Raw genomic sequence first — 15,121 nt, forward strand, 5'->3', positions numbered from 1 at the left:
GTGGGCATCGGAGGCGTGAGCATCGGAGGTGTGGGATGAGTGCCTTTGACCTTCCCTGGCTGGTCGCCGACATCGGGGGGACCAACGCCCGGTTCGGGCTGGTCACCTCGCCGCAGGCCCGGCCGTCGAACGTCGCGGTGCTGGCCGGCTCCGCCTACCCCACGCTGCCCGACGCCGTCGACGCCTATCTCGCCGAGCACGCGGGCGGGGCGCGGCCGGGCGCGGCGTGCCTGGCGCTGGCCGGGCCGATCGACGGCGACCGCTACCGGCTGACGAACTCGGCGTGGGCCGGGTCCGTACGCGACCTGGGCATCCCGTACGCGGTGCTGCTCAACGACTTCGAGGCCCTGGCCGTGTCGCTGCCCCACCTGGAGGGCCCCGACCTGGTGTCCCTGGGCGGGCCCGAGCCCTCCCACGGCGTCAAGGCCGTGCTGGGCCCCGGGACCGGGCTCGGCGTCGGCGGGCTCGTGCCCACGGACCGGGGCTGGACGCCCGTCCCGGGCGAGGGCGGGCACGTCACGGTGCCGGTGATCGACCGGCGCGAGCTGGAGATCGTCCGGGTGCTGCAGGCCGAGGGGCTGCCGCACGTCGTGGCCGAGCACCTGCTGTCCGGCCCCGGCCTGGTACGCCTGCACCGGGCGCTGGCCAAGGTCAACGGCGTGAGCGCGCCCGACCTGAACGCCTCCGACATCGTGGCCCGGCTCGACGACTCGCTCTGCGCGGAGACCGTCGAGGTGTTCTGCGAGATGCTGGGCAGCTTCGCCGGGAACGTGGCGCTCACCCTGGGCGCCAGGGGTGGGGTCTACCTGGGCGGCGGAGTGCTGCCCCGTATCGTGGAACGGGTGCGGACCAGCGGGTTCCGTGCCCGGTTCGTCGGCAACCCCGACATGCCCGGATACCTGGAGGCGATCGCCACCACGCTGATCGTCGCGCCCCAGCCGGCGCTCACCGGCGCGGCCGCCTGGCTGCGCGCGCGGGCCACCACCGAACTCGTGGGCTGAGGCCCACCCTGATCACCACTAGACGGCCGTGACCCCGGCCGATGAGGAGAAGACTCTGATGAGCTTGCTCGACCTCGCCCCCGTGATCCCCGTCGTGGTGATCGACGACGTGGCGACCGCCGTGCCGATGGCCGAGGCTCTCGTGGCGGGCGGGCTGCCCGTCATCGAGGTGACGCTGCGCACGCCGGCCGCGCTCGGAGCGATCGAGCGGATCGCCGCGGAGGTGCCGGGGGCCACGGTCGGCGCGGGCACGATCCGCACCACCGCCGACATCTCGGCGGCCGTGGCGGCCGGTTCCCGGTTCCTGGTCTCGCCGGGCACGACGTTGTCGCTGGTGGAGGCGCTGGAGTCCAGCGGCGTGCCGTACCTGCCGGGCGCGGCGACCGTCTCGGAGGTGATGGCGCTGGCCGAGCGCGGCATCAAGGAGCTGAAGTTCTTCCCGGCCGAGGCGGCGGGCGGCGTCGCCTACCTGAAGTCGCTGGCCGGGCCGCTGCCGGACGTGCGTTTCTGCCCGACCGGCGGGATCCGGGCCGAGAGCGCCGCCGACTACCTGCGGCTGCCGAACGTGGGCTGCGTGGGCGGCAGCTGGCTCACCCCCGCCGACGCGCTGGCCGCGGGCGACTGGGCCCGCGTGGAGAAGCTCGCCGCCGCCGCGGCGGCACTGCCCCGGTAGCTTCCAGGGCCGCCACGGCGGCCCTGGGCTTTCCTGCGCTCGTTCACGGGTGGTGGGCCTTGGCGTCGCCGCGCGCCTTCTCTCACTCGTGAACGGGTGCGCGTCAACGACGGCGCGCGGCTGGTGGGCGCATATGCCGCAACTCTGGACCTTTCTCCCAGAACCCCCGCTGAACTGGCCCTTTCCAGGCACTCGGAGATCATCAGCCTGCGCCGAACCGGGTATTCGGACGCGTGACGGCGGGGTAGGGCAAGGAATGCCAAGCCGCAGCCCCGGGAAGCCCCATCCGCTCCTCGGAGAGCGAAAGGGAGCACCATGCCGCTGGAAACGGCCCGTCAGGAAGACCTCACGCGCCCGGTGACGCCGATCGGGAGCCTGGAGCGGGGCATCGACATCCTCCTGGCGCTGAGCGCCGCGCCCCGGCCGGTCAGCCTGGCCCAGCTCAGCCGGAGCACGGGCCTGCCCAAGTCCACGGCCCACCGGATCCTGGGCGTGTTGTGCGCGCGCGAGCTGGCCCGCCGCGTGGGCACCGGCTACCTGCCCGGCCGGCAGCTGGAGACGATGGCCGGCATCGCCCGCAACCGCATCCCCGGGTCGCGGCGGGTGGTCCTGCCGTACCTGCTCTGCCTGCAGGAGACCACCCGCCAGACCGTCAACCTGGCCGTGACCGCCGGCCTGGAGGCCCGCTACGTCGAGCGCCTGTACGGCCACGACCGCGTCCGGTCCCGCTCCGACGGCACCGACCTGGCGCCGCTGCACTGCACGGCGACCGGCAAGGCGCTGCTGGCCTTCGACACCGGGCTGCGCGAGGAGGTGCTCGGGCGGGGCGGCTTCGAGCGGCTGACCAGCCGCACGATCACCGGCGTGGCCACGCTGGAGCGGGAGCTGGCCCAGGTCCGCCGGTACGGCGTGGCCTACGCCCAGGAGGAGTACACCGAGGGCGTGTCGTGCGTGGCCGCGCCGGTGTTCGGGCCGGGCGGCGGCGTGTGCATGTCGGTGGGGGTGGCGGCGCCGGGCCCGTCCGCGCCGCTGGCCCGGCTGGGCCTCACCGTACGCGGTGCGGCGCAGGCGATCTCGGCCGCGCTGGTGGTGGCCTGACGTGTTCCGGCCCCTGGAACGCTCCACGGGACGCGTCCCGAAAACGTTCCGCCCAGCGAGACCCCCGCTTGCGCACCCGACGGACGGGCGATCGCATGACCCCATGGATTTCCTTCCCGTCCCGGCCACCGAGGAGGCGCCCGCGACCCCGCCAGATCAGGCCCGGACGACCTCAGGCACGCGGGCGCCGGCCGGAGACGGGGAGGCCACGCGTGCCTAGAGGCCTGCACAGGGCCACGGTGCTGGAGACCCTGCGCCTGGCCGGCGCCCTCCTGCCGCCGGGCACGCCGCACGCGACGGCCGGCCTCGACCTGCTGCGCTCCCGCGCCCTGCTGACCGGCCTGCACGTCCGGTACGGCGGCCGTCCGGTGCTCGTCCGCGGCCCGCGCCGCACGGCGCTGGTGGTGCTGTCCCAGCGGGACGCCGAACGCGTGTTGTCCGAGCCCGCCTTCGTCCCCACCGTGCGCGAACGGGCCGCCGGCCTGCCCTACGACGTGCTGCGGCCGGCGTTCGCGGAGGTGGCCCGGCAGGAGGCGGCCGCGCTGACGGACGGCGTCGTCGACTACGCCCGGCTGGAGTCGTGCTGGCAGCGGGTGGCGCGGCGGTGCGTCTACGGCGCGGGCGCGGCCGGCGACGAGGAGCTGAGCGCCCTGCTCGCCCAGGTCAGACGGGCAGGCAGGGGGCGGGCCAGACGCCGCCAGGAGATCCTTTCCGGCCGCTACGACGCCCGCATCCTCGACCATCTGCGTCGCGCCGAGCCCGGCACCCTCGCCGGTCTGCTCGCCGAGACCAGCGGCCCGGAGGCGCGCGGCCTGCGACAGGCGGCGTTCTGGCTGCTCGGCTTCAGCGTGACCGCCGCCAGCCTCATGCGCACCCTCGCCCTGCTGGCCACCTACCCGGTCCAGCGCAAGTGCGCCCGCGCCGACCCCGACTACCTGCGCGCCTGCCTGCGCGAGGGCCTGCGCCTGTGGCCGCCGGTCCCGGCCCTGTCCCGCCTCACCACCGAGGAGACCGACTGGTACGGCGTCCCGGTGCCCGCCGGCACCCACGTGATCCTCCCGTTCGCCCCCCACCAGCGCAGCCCCCGCCTGCACTACGCCGATTCCTTCGCCCCCGAGATCTGGCTCGACGGCACCGCCGCCGGCGAATGGTGGGCCCTGCCGCGCTGCGACGGCGTGCACCTGATGCTGGGCGTCGGCACGGCCTTCCTGGGCGGGATCCTGGCCTCGGCCCGCCCGAAGGCGACCGGCCGGCCGCTGTCCCCGCACCGCCCGCTGCCCCAGACGCTCAACGCCGCCCGCCTGCGGGTGACGATGCGCCCGCTGAAGCGGCGTCCGGGCCAGAGCTGACCGGGCTTCGTCGCCACCGGGCGGCGGCTTCTCCGTTAGAGTCTGGGGTGGAAAAAGGCGTACCGGCGGAAGAAACGGTTCGGTTTGCGACGGGATGACGACGGCGAGAGGACGGCGACCGTGGGGCGCTCGGCAGGCACTCCGCTGAAGCCTGAGGATCCGCCGGCGATCGGCCCCTACGAGCTGTTGAGCCGTCTCGGCTCGGGGGGCATGGGCACCGTCTACCTCGCCAGGGGCGCCGACGGGGTCAAGGTGGCGCTCAAGGCCATCAGGCGTGACTTCACGGCCGACCCGGTCTACCGGGCGCGTTTCCACGAAGAGGTGTCCAACGCGCGCAAGGTGGCCTCGTTCTGCACCGCGCGGGTGCTCGACCACGGCGAGGACCGCGGGGTGCTCTACCTGGTCACCGAGTACATCGACGGCATCTCGCTGGAAGACCAGCTGATCGAGCACGGCGCGCTGCCGCCGTCGGTGCTGCACTCGGCGGCCGTGGGCGTGGCGGCGGCGCTGACCGCCATCCACGCCGCGGGGCTGGTCCACCGCGACCTCAAGCCGGCCAACGTCATGCTGACGCTGGCCGGGCCGCGCGTGATCGACTTCGGCTTGGCGCGCTCCACGCACGTCGCGTCCCGGCACACGAACGCCGGCATGGTGATGGGCACGCCCGGCTGGATCGCTCCCGAGCAGGTCTTCGAGGGGCACACCAGCCCGGCCGGCGACGTGTTCGCCTGGGGCTCGCTGATCGCGTACGCGGGGCTCGGCGGGCATCCGTTCGGTGAGGGGGACGCGTACGTGATGGCGGCGCGGGCCCGTACCGCGCCACCGGACCTGCGCGGCCTGCCCGCCCCCCTGGACCGGCTGGTCGCCGCGGCCATCCACCCCGACCCCGCGCGCCGGCCCGCGGCCAAGCAGCTCCTGCTGGAACTGGTCGGCGCGGCCGACGAGCCCGCAGCCCAGCTGGCGGCCACCGAACACCTGACGAATGCATGGAACCCCTCGGAGTTCCGCCCCCTCGGCCACACGCCCCCACCCGCCGAACGCACGGGCCCCCCGCACCCGCCCTCACCCGCGGAACGCACGGGGCCTCCGCACCTGCCCTCACCCGCGGAACGCACGGGGCCTCCGCACCAGCCCTCACCCGCGGAACGCACGGGCTCCCCCCATCTGCTTCCGCCTGCGGAACGCACGGGCCCTCGCCCTCCGATGCCCTCTGCGCCGGGTTCTCGCCCCCCGATGCCCCCGTCCCCCGACCGGACGGGGTCCCGCTCCCCCATGCCCCCCGCTGCCGAACGCACGGGATCCGCCGTTCCGATGCCCCCCGCACCCGAACGCACGGGATCCCACCCTCCGCTGCCACCCACAGCCGAACGCACGGGGGCGGGCTCCGCGATGCCGCCTTCCGCCGAGCGCACGGGCCCGCGTCCACCGCACGCGCCCTCCCCGGCCGAGCGCACGGGCCCCCGCCCGCCCATGCCCATCCCGGCGGACCACCCAGGGCCAGGCACATCGCAGACTCCGTCCACAGCCGACCCCGCGGCACCCCACGCCGCCCAGATGCCTCCGGCGACCGAGCACACCGGCATGCGCCCACCACACATGCCCTCCCCGGCCGAACGCACCGGCCCCCGCCCGCCCATGCCCGCCGCCGCAGAGCACATGGGGCAGCGGCCCCCCATGCCTTCGGGCATGGAGCACCCTGGGCAGCAGTCCCCCATGCCGTCGCCCGCCGAGCGCACCGGACCGCGTCCGCCGCAGATGCCCTCCCCGGCCGAACGCACGGGCCCTCGCCCGCCCATGCCCGCCCCCACGGAGCACCCGGCACCTCGCGCGCCGCAGATGCCGCCTCCCGTGGACCGGACCGGGAACATCCCGCTCCCCCACCACCAGACCACCGGCCAGGCCCCCCTACCGCCGCACACCACGGGCCAGGGACCGCTGCCCGGGTACCCGCCTCCGCGCCGCAAGCGCGGCGTGTTCACCGGCTGCATGACCGCGCTGGTGATCGTGATCGTCCTGTTCGTGGTGCTCCTGGCCACCCTGGCCTGGATCTTCCGCTCCCCCGCCGTAGGCGAGGAGGGCCCGGTACAAGACGGAAAGCTGAAGTTCGCGGTAACCGGCACAAAGTGCCCCAAGCCAGCGAAGTCCGCCTCCCGCCGTACCTGCCAGGTCACGGTGAAGGTGAACAACGTCGGCCCCGACGCCCGCGTCCTCTACCCCGGCCAGCAGAAGCTGATCGACGAGGACGAGGCTCTGCACGGCGGCAGCAAGCTCCTGGACAAGAGCGGCACGGAGATCACCCCGGTCCGCATCGCCCCCAGCCAGTCCTTCATCGGCACGCTGGTGTTCGACCTGCCGAAAAGCGCCGAGCCGGCGGGCCTCGAAGTACATGACTCCGGCCTGAGCGCCGGAGCCCGAGTAGCCCTGAGCTAACCAGCGACTCAGATCTGACCGCCAGAGCCCAAGTAGCCCGTGGGCCAACCAAGAACCAACCCTCACATCCCGGCAAAACGCCGCCCTGGACCGCCCCCCTCACCACCCAGCACCGGCCAGCAGCCCCAAGCCAAGCCCTCTCAATCAGGCTCCATCAGGGCCATGGTCTGTTGGCGGTGTCACTCGAAAAGGCAGGACTCCGGATGAGAAGGCACGTCGTCGCCGCGGGACTCCGGACAAAAGGCACGGCTCGCGACAAGGGCACTCCCCCGTTCCGATGATTCCCAGGCTCTTCCCCCTCAGAACCCCTGCTCCGGCGACACCACCCCTTCCATCGGGGCGCCGTCGGCGAAGTGGCGCACGTTCGCGGCCACGCGTTCAGCCAGGCCGCGCCAATAGGACGACGGCGGGTTCGCCGTGTGCGGCGTGATCAGGACATTGTCCATGTGCCACAACGGGTGCCCGGACGGCAGCGGCTCCGGGTCGGTGACGTCCAGTGCGGCACCACCGATCCGTCCCTCGCGCAGCGCCGTCACCAGGTCATCGGTCACGACGAGCGCACCCCGGGCGATGTTGACCAGCCAGGCGTCCGTACGCATCAGGTCAAGCTCGGGAGCACCGATCATCCCCTTGGTGCTCGGCGTGGTCGCAGCGGCGAGGACGACGTACGCGGCCTCCGGCAGCGCCTCCTGATAACGGGCACGAGGCAGTATCCGGTGCGCACCGGGCGCACGGCCGCTGTCGGTGACCGCGATCACCGGACAGCCGAACGGCTCCAGCATCCTGATGAGCGCCCGCCCGATGCCTCCACAGCCGATGATCGCGACCGTCGAGCCGGCGAACTCCCTCGACTCGTTCCTCCCCCACTCTGTGGCCCTGGCCAGCCGGGGCAGGTTGCGGGCCGCGGCCAGCATGAGCGCGAGCGCGTGCTCGGCGACGGGCACACCGTAGGAGCCGGTGGCGGCGGTGAAGACGGGCTCCTCAGTGATCACTCCGGCCTCGGCGTACCGCTCGACGCCCGCCGCGGGCAGCTGCACCCACCGGATGCCGTCATGGATCATGGACCGCAGCTCCTCGGGGCCGCCGCGCCCGTAGTAGACGATCGCCTCGGCCTCCTCCAGCGGCACGACGCTGCCGCCCGACCGCCGTACGGCGTCGACCAACATGGGGACCGGCTCAGGGCCGACGTGGACGGCGACGCTCATCGGGGTACCTCCGTGACGTGCTCTCGGCTGTCTGCCAGGATCTGCTCGACCTCGTCGCGGGCCCGTCCGACGATGTCCGCGGCGGCCTGCGCCGCCTCGGCAGCCCGCCCGGCGGCAACCGCTTCGGCGATCTCGTGGTGGAGTCCGATGGCGGTCGTCTCCAGGCGTTCGGGCAGGAGCAGCAGGTCGCGTCTGGCTTCGAGCAGCACTTCGGTCACCTCGGCGAGCTGGGCGAACATGCCGTTGCACGACGCGGTCAGCAGCACCCGGTGGAAGGCGGCGTCTGCCGTGACGTAGGCCTGGCTGTCACCCTCACGAGCGGCGGCGTCCATGGCACGGGCGTGGGTGGCGAGCTCGTCCGGCACGCGGAGGTCGGGCCTGGACGCGGCGAGCGCGGCGGCGGCAGGCTCGACCGCGGCGCGCAGCTCGGCCAGCTCACGCAGCTGCGCCTCACGCCCCGGCGAGGCCAGCCGCCAGCGGATCACCTGGGGATCATAGAGGTTCCAGGCGCTCATCGGCCGTACGGTGACCCCGACACGAGGACGGCTGGTGACCACGCGCTTCGACTCCAACACGCGGACGGCCTCGCGCGCGACGGTCCGGGAAACCCCGTACCGCTCCTGGACGTCCTCCAGCCGCAACACCTGCCCCGCACGGATCTCCCCGCCCGCCAGCGACCTGCCGACCGCGTCGAGCACCTGCCCATGCAGGCCTCGTAGTGTCTCCACGCTCATCGGGCCCCCGCCAGCCCGGCCAGCAGCGCCGCAACCCGTTCAACCGCGGCACCCGGACCGCCCGAAGTCAGCGCCGATCCCATGCCGCAGGCCACGGCGCCGGCCGCGATCCACTCGGGCGCATCGTCCACGGTCACGCCGCCGGTGGGAATCGCCGGCGCCTGCGGAAGGGCAGCCCGCACGTCGCGCAGCCAGGCGGGTGATACGCCCGACGCCGGAAAGATCTTGACTGCGTCCGCCCCCTCTTCCAGGGCACGAACGATCTCGGTCGGGGTCGCCACGCCCGGGAAGACCGGGACGCCGTAGCGGTGCCCGGCGCGGATCACCTCAGGGTCCAGGTTGGGTGAGACCAGGAAGCGCGCGCCGGCCTCCACAGCGGCCCTGGCGGCGGCCGGGTCGAGGACGGTCCCCGCCCCGACCAGGGCGTCGGGCCGCTGCTCGGTGAGCCTCGCCACGGCGCTGAGGGCGCGGGGCGTGGTGAGCGCGACCTCGACGGCACGCAACCCGGCATCCAGCACGGCCTCGGCCGACGTCAGGGCCGCCTCGGGCGTGGCGGCCCTGACGATGCCGAACACGCGTTGCTCTGTGACAGCCTGGACGATCTCCCAGCGGTACATGACTTCCTTCCTAGGTTTCCTCACCGGCGAACAGCTACGGCGAGCCGCCCTCCGTGGTGACGCACGATCCCCGCCTGGCCACCCAACGCCCGGCCCGCCTCCCCCGAACCGCCTTCATCCCGACCTCGTCAGCTCATGGACGGACTCATTTCTCGCATGCCCACCTCAGCTCCGACCTCGTGAACCCACGAACGGACCGCCTCACGCATGCCCGCCTCAGCCCAAAATCGTCGGCTCCCGGACGGACCGCCTCCGCCGGACATCGTCGGCTTCCGGACGGACCGCCTCTCACATGCCCGCCGCAGCCCCGACCTCGTCACCCCACGAACGGACTGCCTCTCGCATGGCCACCCTCAGGTGAACCTGCCTGCACCGCACTTGCCGGTCCACCGTCGAAATGTCCTTCAGTCGCCTCAACCCGGAAAGGTTCCTTCGCCCGAAGCTCGCATCCTTCGATGGCCGCTTCCGCATGCACCCTCTTCGAACCAGCAGCCCTCCACGGGCTCTTCGCCTTCGGCATACCGTCTTCGGATCCCCCGTTCGTCGAGGCGACCGACATGGCGACCTCACCTATCCAGACAAACCCCTCCAGCAGACTCGCAATTCACCTTCGCTCGTCCTCAACGGGCTCATACGGCGGGAGAGGCCAGTTAGCGCAGGCCCCCGTCGCCATGTACATCATCAGCAGACCGACATCAGCGTCACGAACCTCCGGCGTGGACGGCCTCGAGCTCCGTACTCGACCGCCTTCGACAGGCTCGTGGTTGGTAGCAAACGACTTCGATGAATCAGTGATCAGCAGTGGCGGTTCTTCGGTAGTGATCGCGCTCTTGGCGGCGGAGAATCTTCGGCTGGTTCGCGGGCTATCGATGGACCGTTTCGGCGTGCCCCGTGAAGGCGGCCAAGGCACGATCCAGGCCCGGCCGGTCCGGAAGGCCGTCGGTGTCGTCGGCGCACTGGACGACGAGCGCCGCCACCGCCGCCGCCTCGCGCAGGCACACCTCGTACGACTCACCGCGCAACATCCCCGACAGGAACCCGGCGGCGAAGCCGTCCCCTGCTCCCACGGGATCGGTCACCGGCACCGTGAACGCCTCCTGCCGCAGCCCTGCGCACGTGGCGGACTTGTCCCGGTGCTTGACCACGGTGAGGCCGGGCAGCGTCGCCGGGTCGACGTGGAGCAGGTCGAGTTCGTCCTCGCCGGCCAGCACTACGTCCGCCCTGGACAGGAGCGGCGCCACCCGCTCGCGCCACGCCGCGGGTTCGCCCAGCTTGTATCGGATGTTCGGGTCGATGGAGACGAGCGCTCCGGCCTGCCCGGCCAACTCCAGCAGCCGCAGGGTCGCCAGGTGCGCGGAATCCGACAACATCGGAGTGATGCCCGTGACGTGGACGATCTTCGCACCGTTCACCATCTCCGGCGTCAGCTCATCCGGCCTCAACCTGGACGCGGCGGCCCCGGAACGGTAGTACTGCACGTCGATGGCCCGGAAAGGATGACTGTCGCGCACCAGCAGCCCGGTCGGCGCACCGGGGTCGATGACCGCGTGCCGGGTGTCGACCCCCTCAGCTCTGAGCATGGACAGGACCGCCCGGCCCGCCGGGTCAGCGCCGACCCGGCCGAGCCAGCGCACGTCATGGCCCAGTCTGGCGAGCCCCGCGGCCACGTTCGACTCCGCGCCCGCGATGGAGCGACGGAACACCGTGGCACGCTCCAACGGGATGCCGGGCTCGGCCAGCATCAGAAGCATGGCCTCACCGCACACCACGACGCTCATGACTCGCCCATCTCCTGTCGTTCCGGATCCGTCAACGGTGCTATCACGTCATGAAGGACAAGAGAAGGATCACTCAGGTCGTCTTGTAGGAGGAGGGCTGGGAGATGTCGATCCTGGATCGGTCGGGCAGAGCCAGCGCGGCGGCGAACCCGACGACCGCACCGACGATCATGAAGATCGCTATCGCCTGCCAGCCGTAGTCGTGCAACAACCATGTCGCGATCAGCGGCGCGGGGCCGCCGGCGATGATCGAGGCGAGCTGATAGCCGAGTCCCGCGCCGCCGTACCTGAGGCTGGTCGGGAAGCTCTCGGCGATGAGCGAGGCCTGCGGGCCGTACTCCATGGCGTGCTGGATCTGCGTAATCATGATCGTCAGGAAGACCACCAGCACGACGCCGGTGTTGAGCAGCACGAAGTACGGGAACGCCACCACCGCCAACAGCGCTGCTCCGGTCGCGTAGACGAGCCGCCGGCCGACACGGTCGCTCAGGTGCCCGAAGAACGGGATCGCGACCAACTCCACCGCCGCCGCGCACGTCACCGCCGACAGCGCGACCGTCCGGGACAGGCCGAGCTGCTGGGTCACGTACGTGATGGCGAACGTCGTGTAGAGGTAGAACGGCATCTGCTCCGACACACGCAGCAACGCGCTGAGCACCACCTCCTTCGGGTGCCGGCGCAGCACCTCGACGACCGGGAGCCTGACCACCTGCCGCCGTTCCAGCACCCGCGCGAACATCGGGGTCTCCAGCACCTTCAGCCGCACCCACAGGCCGACCGCCACCAGCGCCAAGCTGGCCACGAACGGCACCCGCCACCCCCAGTCCTTGAAGGTGTCGCCCGTCGTGGCGGCCAGCAGCGACATCGCGCCGGTGCCGAGGATCAGCCCGATGGGCACGCCCACCTGTGGCCAGCTCGCCATGAGCCCGCGCCTGCGCTGGTCGCCCCACTCCATCGACAGCAGCACCGACCCGCTCCACTCGCCGCCCACCGCGATGCCCTGCAGGACGCGCAGGACCACCAGGATGATCGGCGCGGCGATGCCGATGCTGTCGGTGCCCGGCAGCACTCCGATGAGCGCACTGGCCACGCCCATCGTCAGAAGGGTGACGATGAGTGTCGCCTTCCTGCCGATGCGGTCGCCCCAATGTCCGAAGATCGCCGCGCCCACGGGCCGGGCCGCGAAGCCCACGGCGTTGGTCGCGAAGGCCGCGAGCGTGCCCGCGTACGGCGTGGACTTCGGGAAGAAGACCTCGGCGAAGACCACAGCGGCGGCCGTGTTGTAGAGGAAGAAGTCGTACCACTCGATGGCGGTGCCGACCACGCTGGCCGTCGCGGCCTTGCGCACTTGGGCTCTGTGCTCGACGGTCGTTAATCCGCTGCTGCTCTCGGTCACGCTGCACCTCGAAGGCGTTCCTGGGTCGCGGCCGCGCCAACGGTTGCCTTACCCCGCGCCCGCGCCTCGAACCACCTCCGGCCTCCTCCCCCAGCGGGAAACCTCCGGCCATGGTCACGCCTCCCCTCATCGGGACGCCCCCTGACTCCGCCCGGCTGGATGCGGAGCCGAGCAGAACTCTAACACTCGTTAACTCGTGCGGCTACCGGTTTCGCTGGGCAGCCACATTGCGCAAGGGCATGCCCCGAAGGCCGTCAAGCAGGGGATTCACCTTCATCGCTGGGGTCGGGCAACCCGGCGAGGACGGCGTCGAGCGCGAACTTGAAGTGTTCAACCTGATCGGCCCGCAGGCGGGCGGCCTCGACGGCGTGATAGTGCGGATACCTGTCGGCGGGCAGCTCGGTCCAGTCCCGCGCGGCGGCCTCGTGCAGGACGAGATGCCCGACGCACACGCGCAGCACCGCCCCCTTCACGTGATCCGCCTGGTCAGGAGGGAAGCCCGCATCCAAGAGGATCCCGAAGATGGCCTCGTGGAGGCTCATCACGGGCGCGCGCCGGGCGTATGTGGTGATGGACCAGACCGAGGCTCGGGGATGCTCCAGCGACTGCCTGACCATCGAGGCCATGAGCCCGCGAAGCTGATCCTTCCATCCCCCTTCACGAGGGGCCTGGGAGACGATCTTGCTGCACACCTCGTCCACGATGGCCTCCAGCAGCGACTCGCGCCCGTCGAAGTAGTGATAGATCGCCGTCGCCGTCACATCGAGACGTTTGGCCAGCTTACGCATGCTGATCCCGTGAGCGCCGTCCGCCTCGAGGACCTCCAGGCCGGCTTCCAGGATCTTGTGACGGGTGAGCATCAGAATTGACCTCGCGCTTAACACATGTTAGAAATCTAACGGCCGTTAACTCAGCACAGCTTATCCGAGGAGAGAGCATCCCCGGCTGCCGCTCTTACGTGCCCTCCGGTCATCCATCCATGGTCAGCCGCTCACTGGGAGACACCCCGTGTCCACGACATCCAAAGTGACAGCGCCGGCGACGGCCCCGCGCCGCCCAAGACGCCGGATCCTGATGCGAGCCCTGCTTGTGCTGCTCCTGCTCATGGTCCTCGCGGTGGCCGGCGCGGCCTACGCGGTGAACCGGGGCGGAGCCCCCCAGACAGCCGCCCACCTGGGCTCCGAGCCCCAGCTCGGGGAACGCGAGACGTTCCCCATCCCCAAGGTCAACGCCCCCGACGTGGTCGGCTGGCCCTCCGGCAGAGCGCCGAAGGCACCGGCCGGGTTCATGGTCACGCGGTTCGCGGGCGAGTTGGAGCATCCTCGCTGGCTCTACGAGTTGCCCAACGGCGATGTGCTCGTGGCCGAGTCGGCCACCCTGCCCAAGGACCCGGAGTCCCCGATCATGGGGCTGTTCTACTGGCTGCGTCGCAACGACGGCTCCACCACCGAACGCAGCGCCAACCGGATCACGCTGCTGCGCGACACCGACGGCGACGGCGTGGCCGACTTCCGCAGCGTGTTCTTGGAGAACCTCAACCAGCCGTTCGGGATGGCACTGTTGGCCGCGTCCGCCCCGTACTCGCTCGGCCCGGCGGCCCCGAATGGCACCCAGGCGGCCTTCTACGTCGCGGGCACGGACGGCGTCTGGCGATTTCCGTACAAGCTGGGCGAAACCCGGGTCACGACCGCTGGGAAGAAGATCCTCGACCTGCCGGCCGGCGGCTACAACAACCACTGGACCCGTAACCTGTTCGCCGCCCCTGACGGCACCAAGCTCTACGTCACGGTTGGCTCGTCCAGCAACGCGGGCGAACATGGCCTGGATGCCGAACAACGGCGCGCCGCCATCCTGGAGATCAACCCTGACGGCAGCGGTGAGCGCATCCTGGCTTCCGGCCTCAGAAACCCCAATGGCCTGGCCCTCGAACCGCAGTCCAGGACACTCTGGACAGTCGTCAACGAACGCGATCTTCTGGGCGACGATGCCGCACCTGATTACTTCACACGTGTACGCCCTGGTGACTTCTACGGCTGGCCCTGGAGTTATTGGGGGCAGCACGTAGACGAGCGGGTCCAGCCACGGCGTCCCGAGATGGTGGCTCGGGCGCTCCGCCCCGACTACGCCCTCGGCGCTCACACGGCTCCCCTCGGTCTGGCCTTCTCCGAGAGCCCCACGTTCGCCGAGGCCTACCGTGGCGGCGCCTTCATCACCGAACACGGCTCCTGGAACCGCGGCGATCCGGTCGGCTACAAGGTCGTGTACGTCCCCTTCAAGAACGGCATGCCCAGCGCCAAGCCCCAGGACTTCCTGACCGGATTCAAACCGGCCCCCGACGAGAGCACCACGTACGGCCGGCCGGTCGGCGTGATCACAGGCAAGAACGGCCGCCTACTGGTCGCAGACGACGCAGGAAACACCATCTGGCACATCACGCCCCGATCGTGACCCGCGGGCAGGAGGATGTCGCGGGCCTCGGGCAGCCGGTCCACGCCGTGCAGGACCTTGCCCATGATCGCCAGGCCGTTCGCCTCGCTGGCCCGGCGCTCCAGCTCGCGGCACAGGGCCAGCGAGCGGTTCAAACTGGCCTCGGCGTGGCGGAGAGGTCCCACCTCCAGGTAGAGGCAGCTGAGGTTGCCCAGATTGACGGCCTGGGCCAGGGTGTGGGCGATGGCCCTCGTTCAGCATGAGGGCCCGTTCGAGGTGTTCGACGGCCTCGCGAAGCATGAGGGCGCGTTCCAGGTGATCGACGGCCTCGCGAAGCATGCCCAGGTCGCGTACGTGGCGCCGGCGTTGCACAGGGCTGCGGTGAGAGCCTCCTGCCAGCCGGTCTCCTCCAC

At 71.4% G+C, this 15,121-nt stretch carries 12 protein-coding genes; 6 read left to right on the forward strand and 6 right to left on the reverse strand.

Annotated features, from left to right (window positions below):
* Positions 1 to 35: 35 nt before the first annotated feature.
* From glk to ACFYUV_RS18320, 5 genes are all read left to right on the forward strand, one after another.
* On the forward strand, positions 36 to 1,001 hold the full coding sequence (glk, locus tag ACFYUV_RS18300; RefSeq protein ID WP_387669784.1) for a glucokinase: 966 nt from the start codon (positions 36 to 38) through the stop codon (positions 999 to 1,001).
* Positions 1,002 to 1,059: 58 nt separating this feature from the next.
* A complete protein-coding gene (gene eda / locus ACFYUV_RS18305) occupies positions 1,060 to 1,674 on the forward strand; it encodes a bifunctional 4-hydroxy-2-oxoglutarate aldolase/2-dehydro-3-deoxy-phosphogluconate aldolase (protein WP_352351613.1) in 615 nt (204 codons plus the stop codon).
* A gap of 315 nt (positions 1,675 to 1,989) precedes the next feature.
* Positions 1,990 to 2,772, forward strand: a complete 783-nt coding sequence (locus tag ACFYUV_RS18310) for an IclR family transcriptional regulator (RefSeq protein WP_387669785.1) — start codon at positions 1,990 to 1,992, stop codon at positions 2,770 to 2,772.
* Between the two features lie 212 nt (positions 2,773 to 2,984).
* Positions 2,985 to 4,121 carry a cytochrome P450 gene (locus ACFYUV_RS18315; RefSeq protein ID WP_387669786.1) on the forward strand — a complete coding sequence of 379 codons (1,137 nt, stop codon included), beginning with the start codon at positions 2,985 to 2,987 and terminating at the stop codon, positions 4,119 to 4,121.
* Between the two features lie 120 nt (positions 4,122 to 4,241).
* Positions 4,242 to 6,551 (forward strand): protein kinase, encoded by a 2,310-nt coding sequence (locus tag ACFYUV_RS18320; protein ID WP_387669788.1) that lies wholly within the window; start codon positions 4,242 to 4,244, stop codon positions 6,549 to 6,551.
* A gap of 299 nt (positions 6,552 to 6,850) precedes the next feature.
* Here ACFYUV_RS18320 and ACFYUV_RS18325 read toward each other — a convergent pair whose 3' ends face one another.
* The 6 genes from ACFYUV_RS18325 to ACFYUV_RS18350 all read right to left on the reverse strand — a co-directional run bounded on the left by ACFYUV_RS18325 (position 6,851) and on the right by ACFYUV_RS18350 (position 13,141).
* Positions 6,851 to 7,756 (reverse strand): D-isomer specific 2-hydroxyacid dehydrogenase family protein, encoded by a 906-nt coding sequence (locus ACFYUV_RS18325; protein ID WP_387669789.1) that lies wholly within the window; start codon positions 7,754 to 7,756, stop codon positions 6,851 to 6,853.
* Positions 7,753 to 8,484, reverse strand: a complete 732-nt coding sequence (locus ACFYUV_RS18330) for a FadR/GntR family transcriptional regulator (RefSeq protein ID WP_387669791.1) — start codon at positions 8,482 to 8,484, stop codon at positions 7,753 to 7,755. The genes ACFYUV_RS18325 and ACFYUV_RS18330 overlap by 4 nt, the downstream gene beginning before the upstream one ends.
* A gap of 2 nt (positions 8,485 to 8,486) precedes the next feature.
* A complete protein-coding gene (locus ACFYUV_RS18335; RefSeq protein WP_387669793.1) occupies positions 8,487 to 9,107 on the reverse strand; it encodes a bifunctional 4-hydroxy-2-oxoglutarate aldolase/2-dehydro-3-deoxy-phosphogluconate aldolase in 621 nt (206 codons plus the stop codon).
* Between the two features lie 863 nt (positions 9,108 to 9,970).
* Positions 9,971 to 10,885 (reverse strand): sugar kinase, encoded by a 915-nt coding sequence (locus ACFYUV_RS18340; protein ID WP_387669795.1) that lies wholly within the window; start codon positions 10,883 to 10,885, stop codon positions 9,971 to 9,973.
* A gap of 73 nt (positions 10,886 to 10,958) precedes the next feature.
* Positions 10,959 to 12,233 carry an MFS transporter gene (locus ACFYUV_RS18345; RefSeq protein WP_387669797.1) on the reverse strand — a complete coding sequence of 425 codons (1,275 nt, stop codon included), beginning with the start codon at positions 12,231 to 12,233 and terminating at the stop codon, positions 10,959 to 10,961.
* A gap of 302 nt (positions 12,234 to 12,535) precedes the next feature.
* Positions 12,536 to 13,141, reverse strand: coding sequence for a TetR/AcrR family transcriptional regulator (locus ACFYUV_RS18350; RefSeq protein WP_364333638.1), 606 nt, complete (start codon positions 13,139 to 13,141; stop codon positions 12,536 to 12,538).
* Between the two features lie 229 nt (positions 13,142 to 13,370).
* Between ACFYUV_RS18350 and ACFYUV_RS18355 the strand changes: the two genes are divergently transcribed.
* Positions 13,371 to 14,729 (forward strand): PQQ-dependent sugar dehydrogenase, encoded by a 1,359-nt coding sequence (locus ACFYUV_RS18355; protein ID WP_387669798.1) that lies wholly within the window; start codon positions 13,371 to 13,373, stop codon positions 14,727 to 14,729.
* Positions 14,730 to 15,121 lie beyond the last annotated feature (392 nt).

It is taken from the genome of Nonomuraea sp. NPDC003560 (genome assembly GCF_042878785.1).
GTDB lineage: Bacteria > Actinomycetota > Actinomycetes > Streptosporangiales > Streptosporangiaceae > Nonomuraea.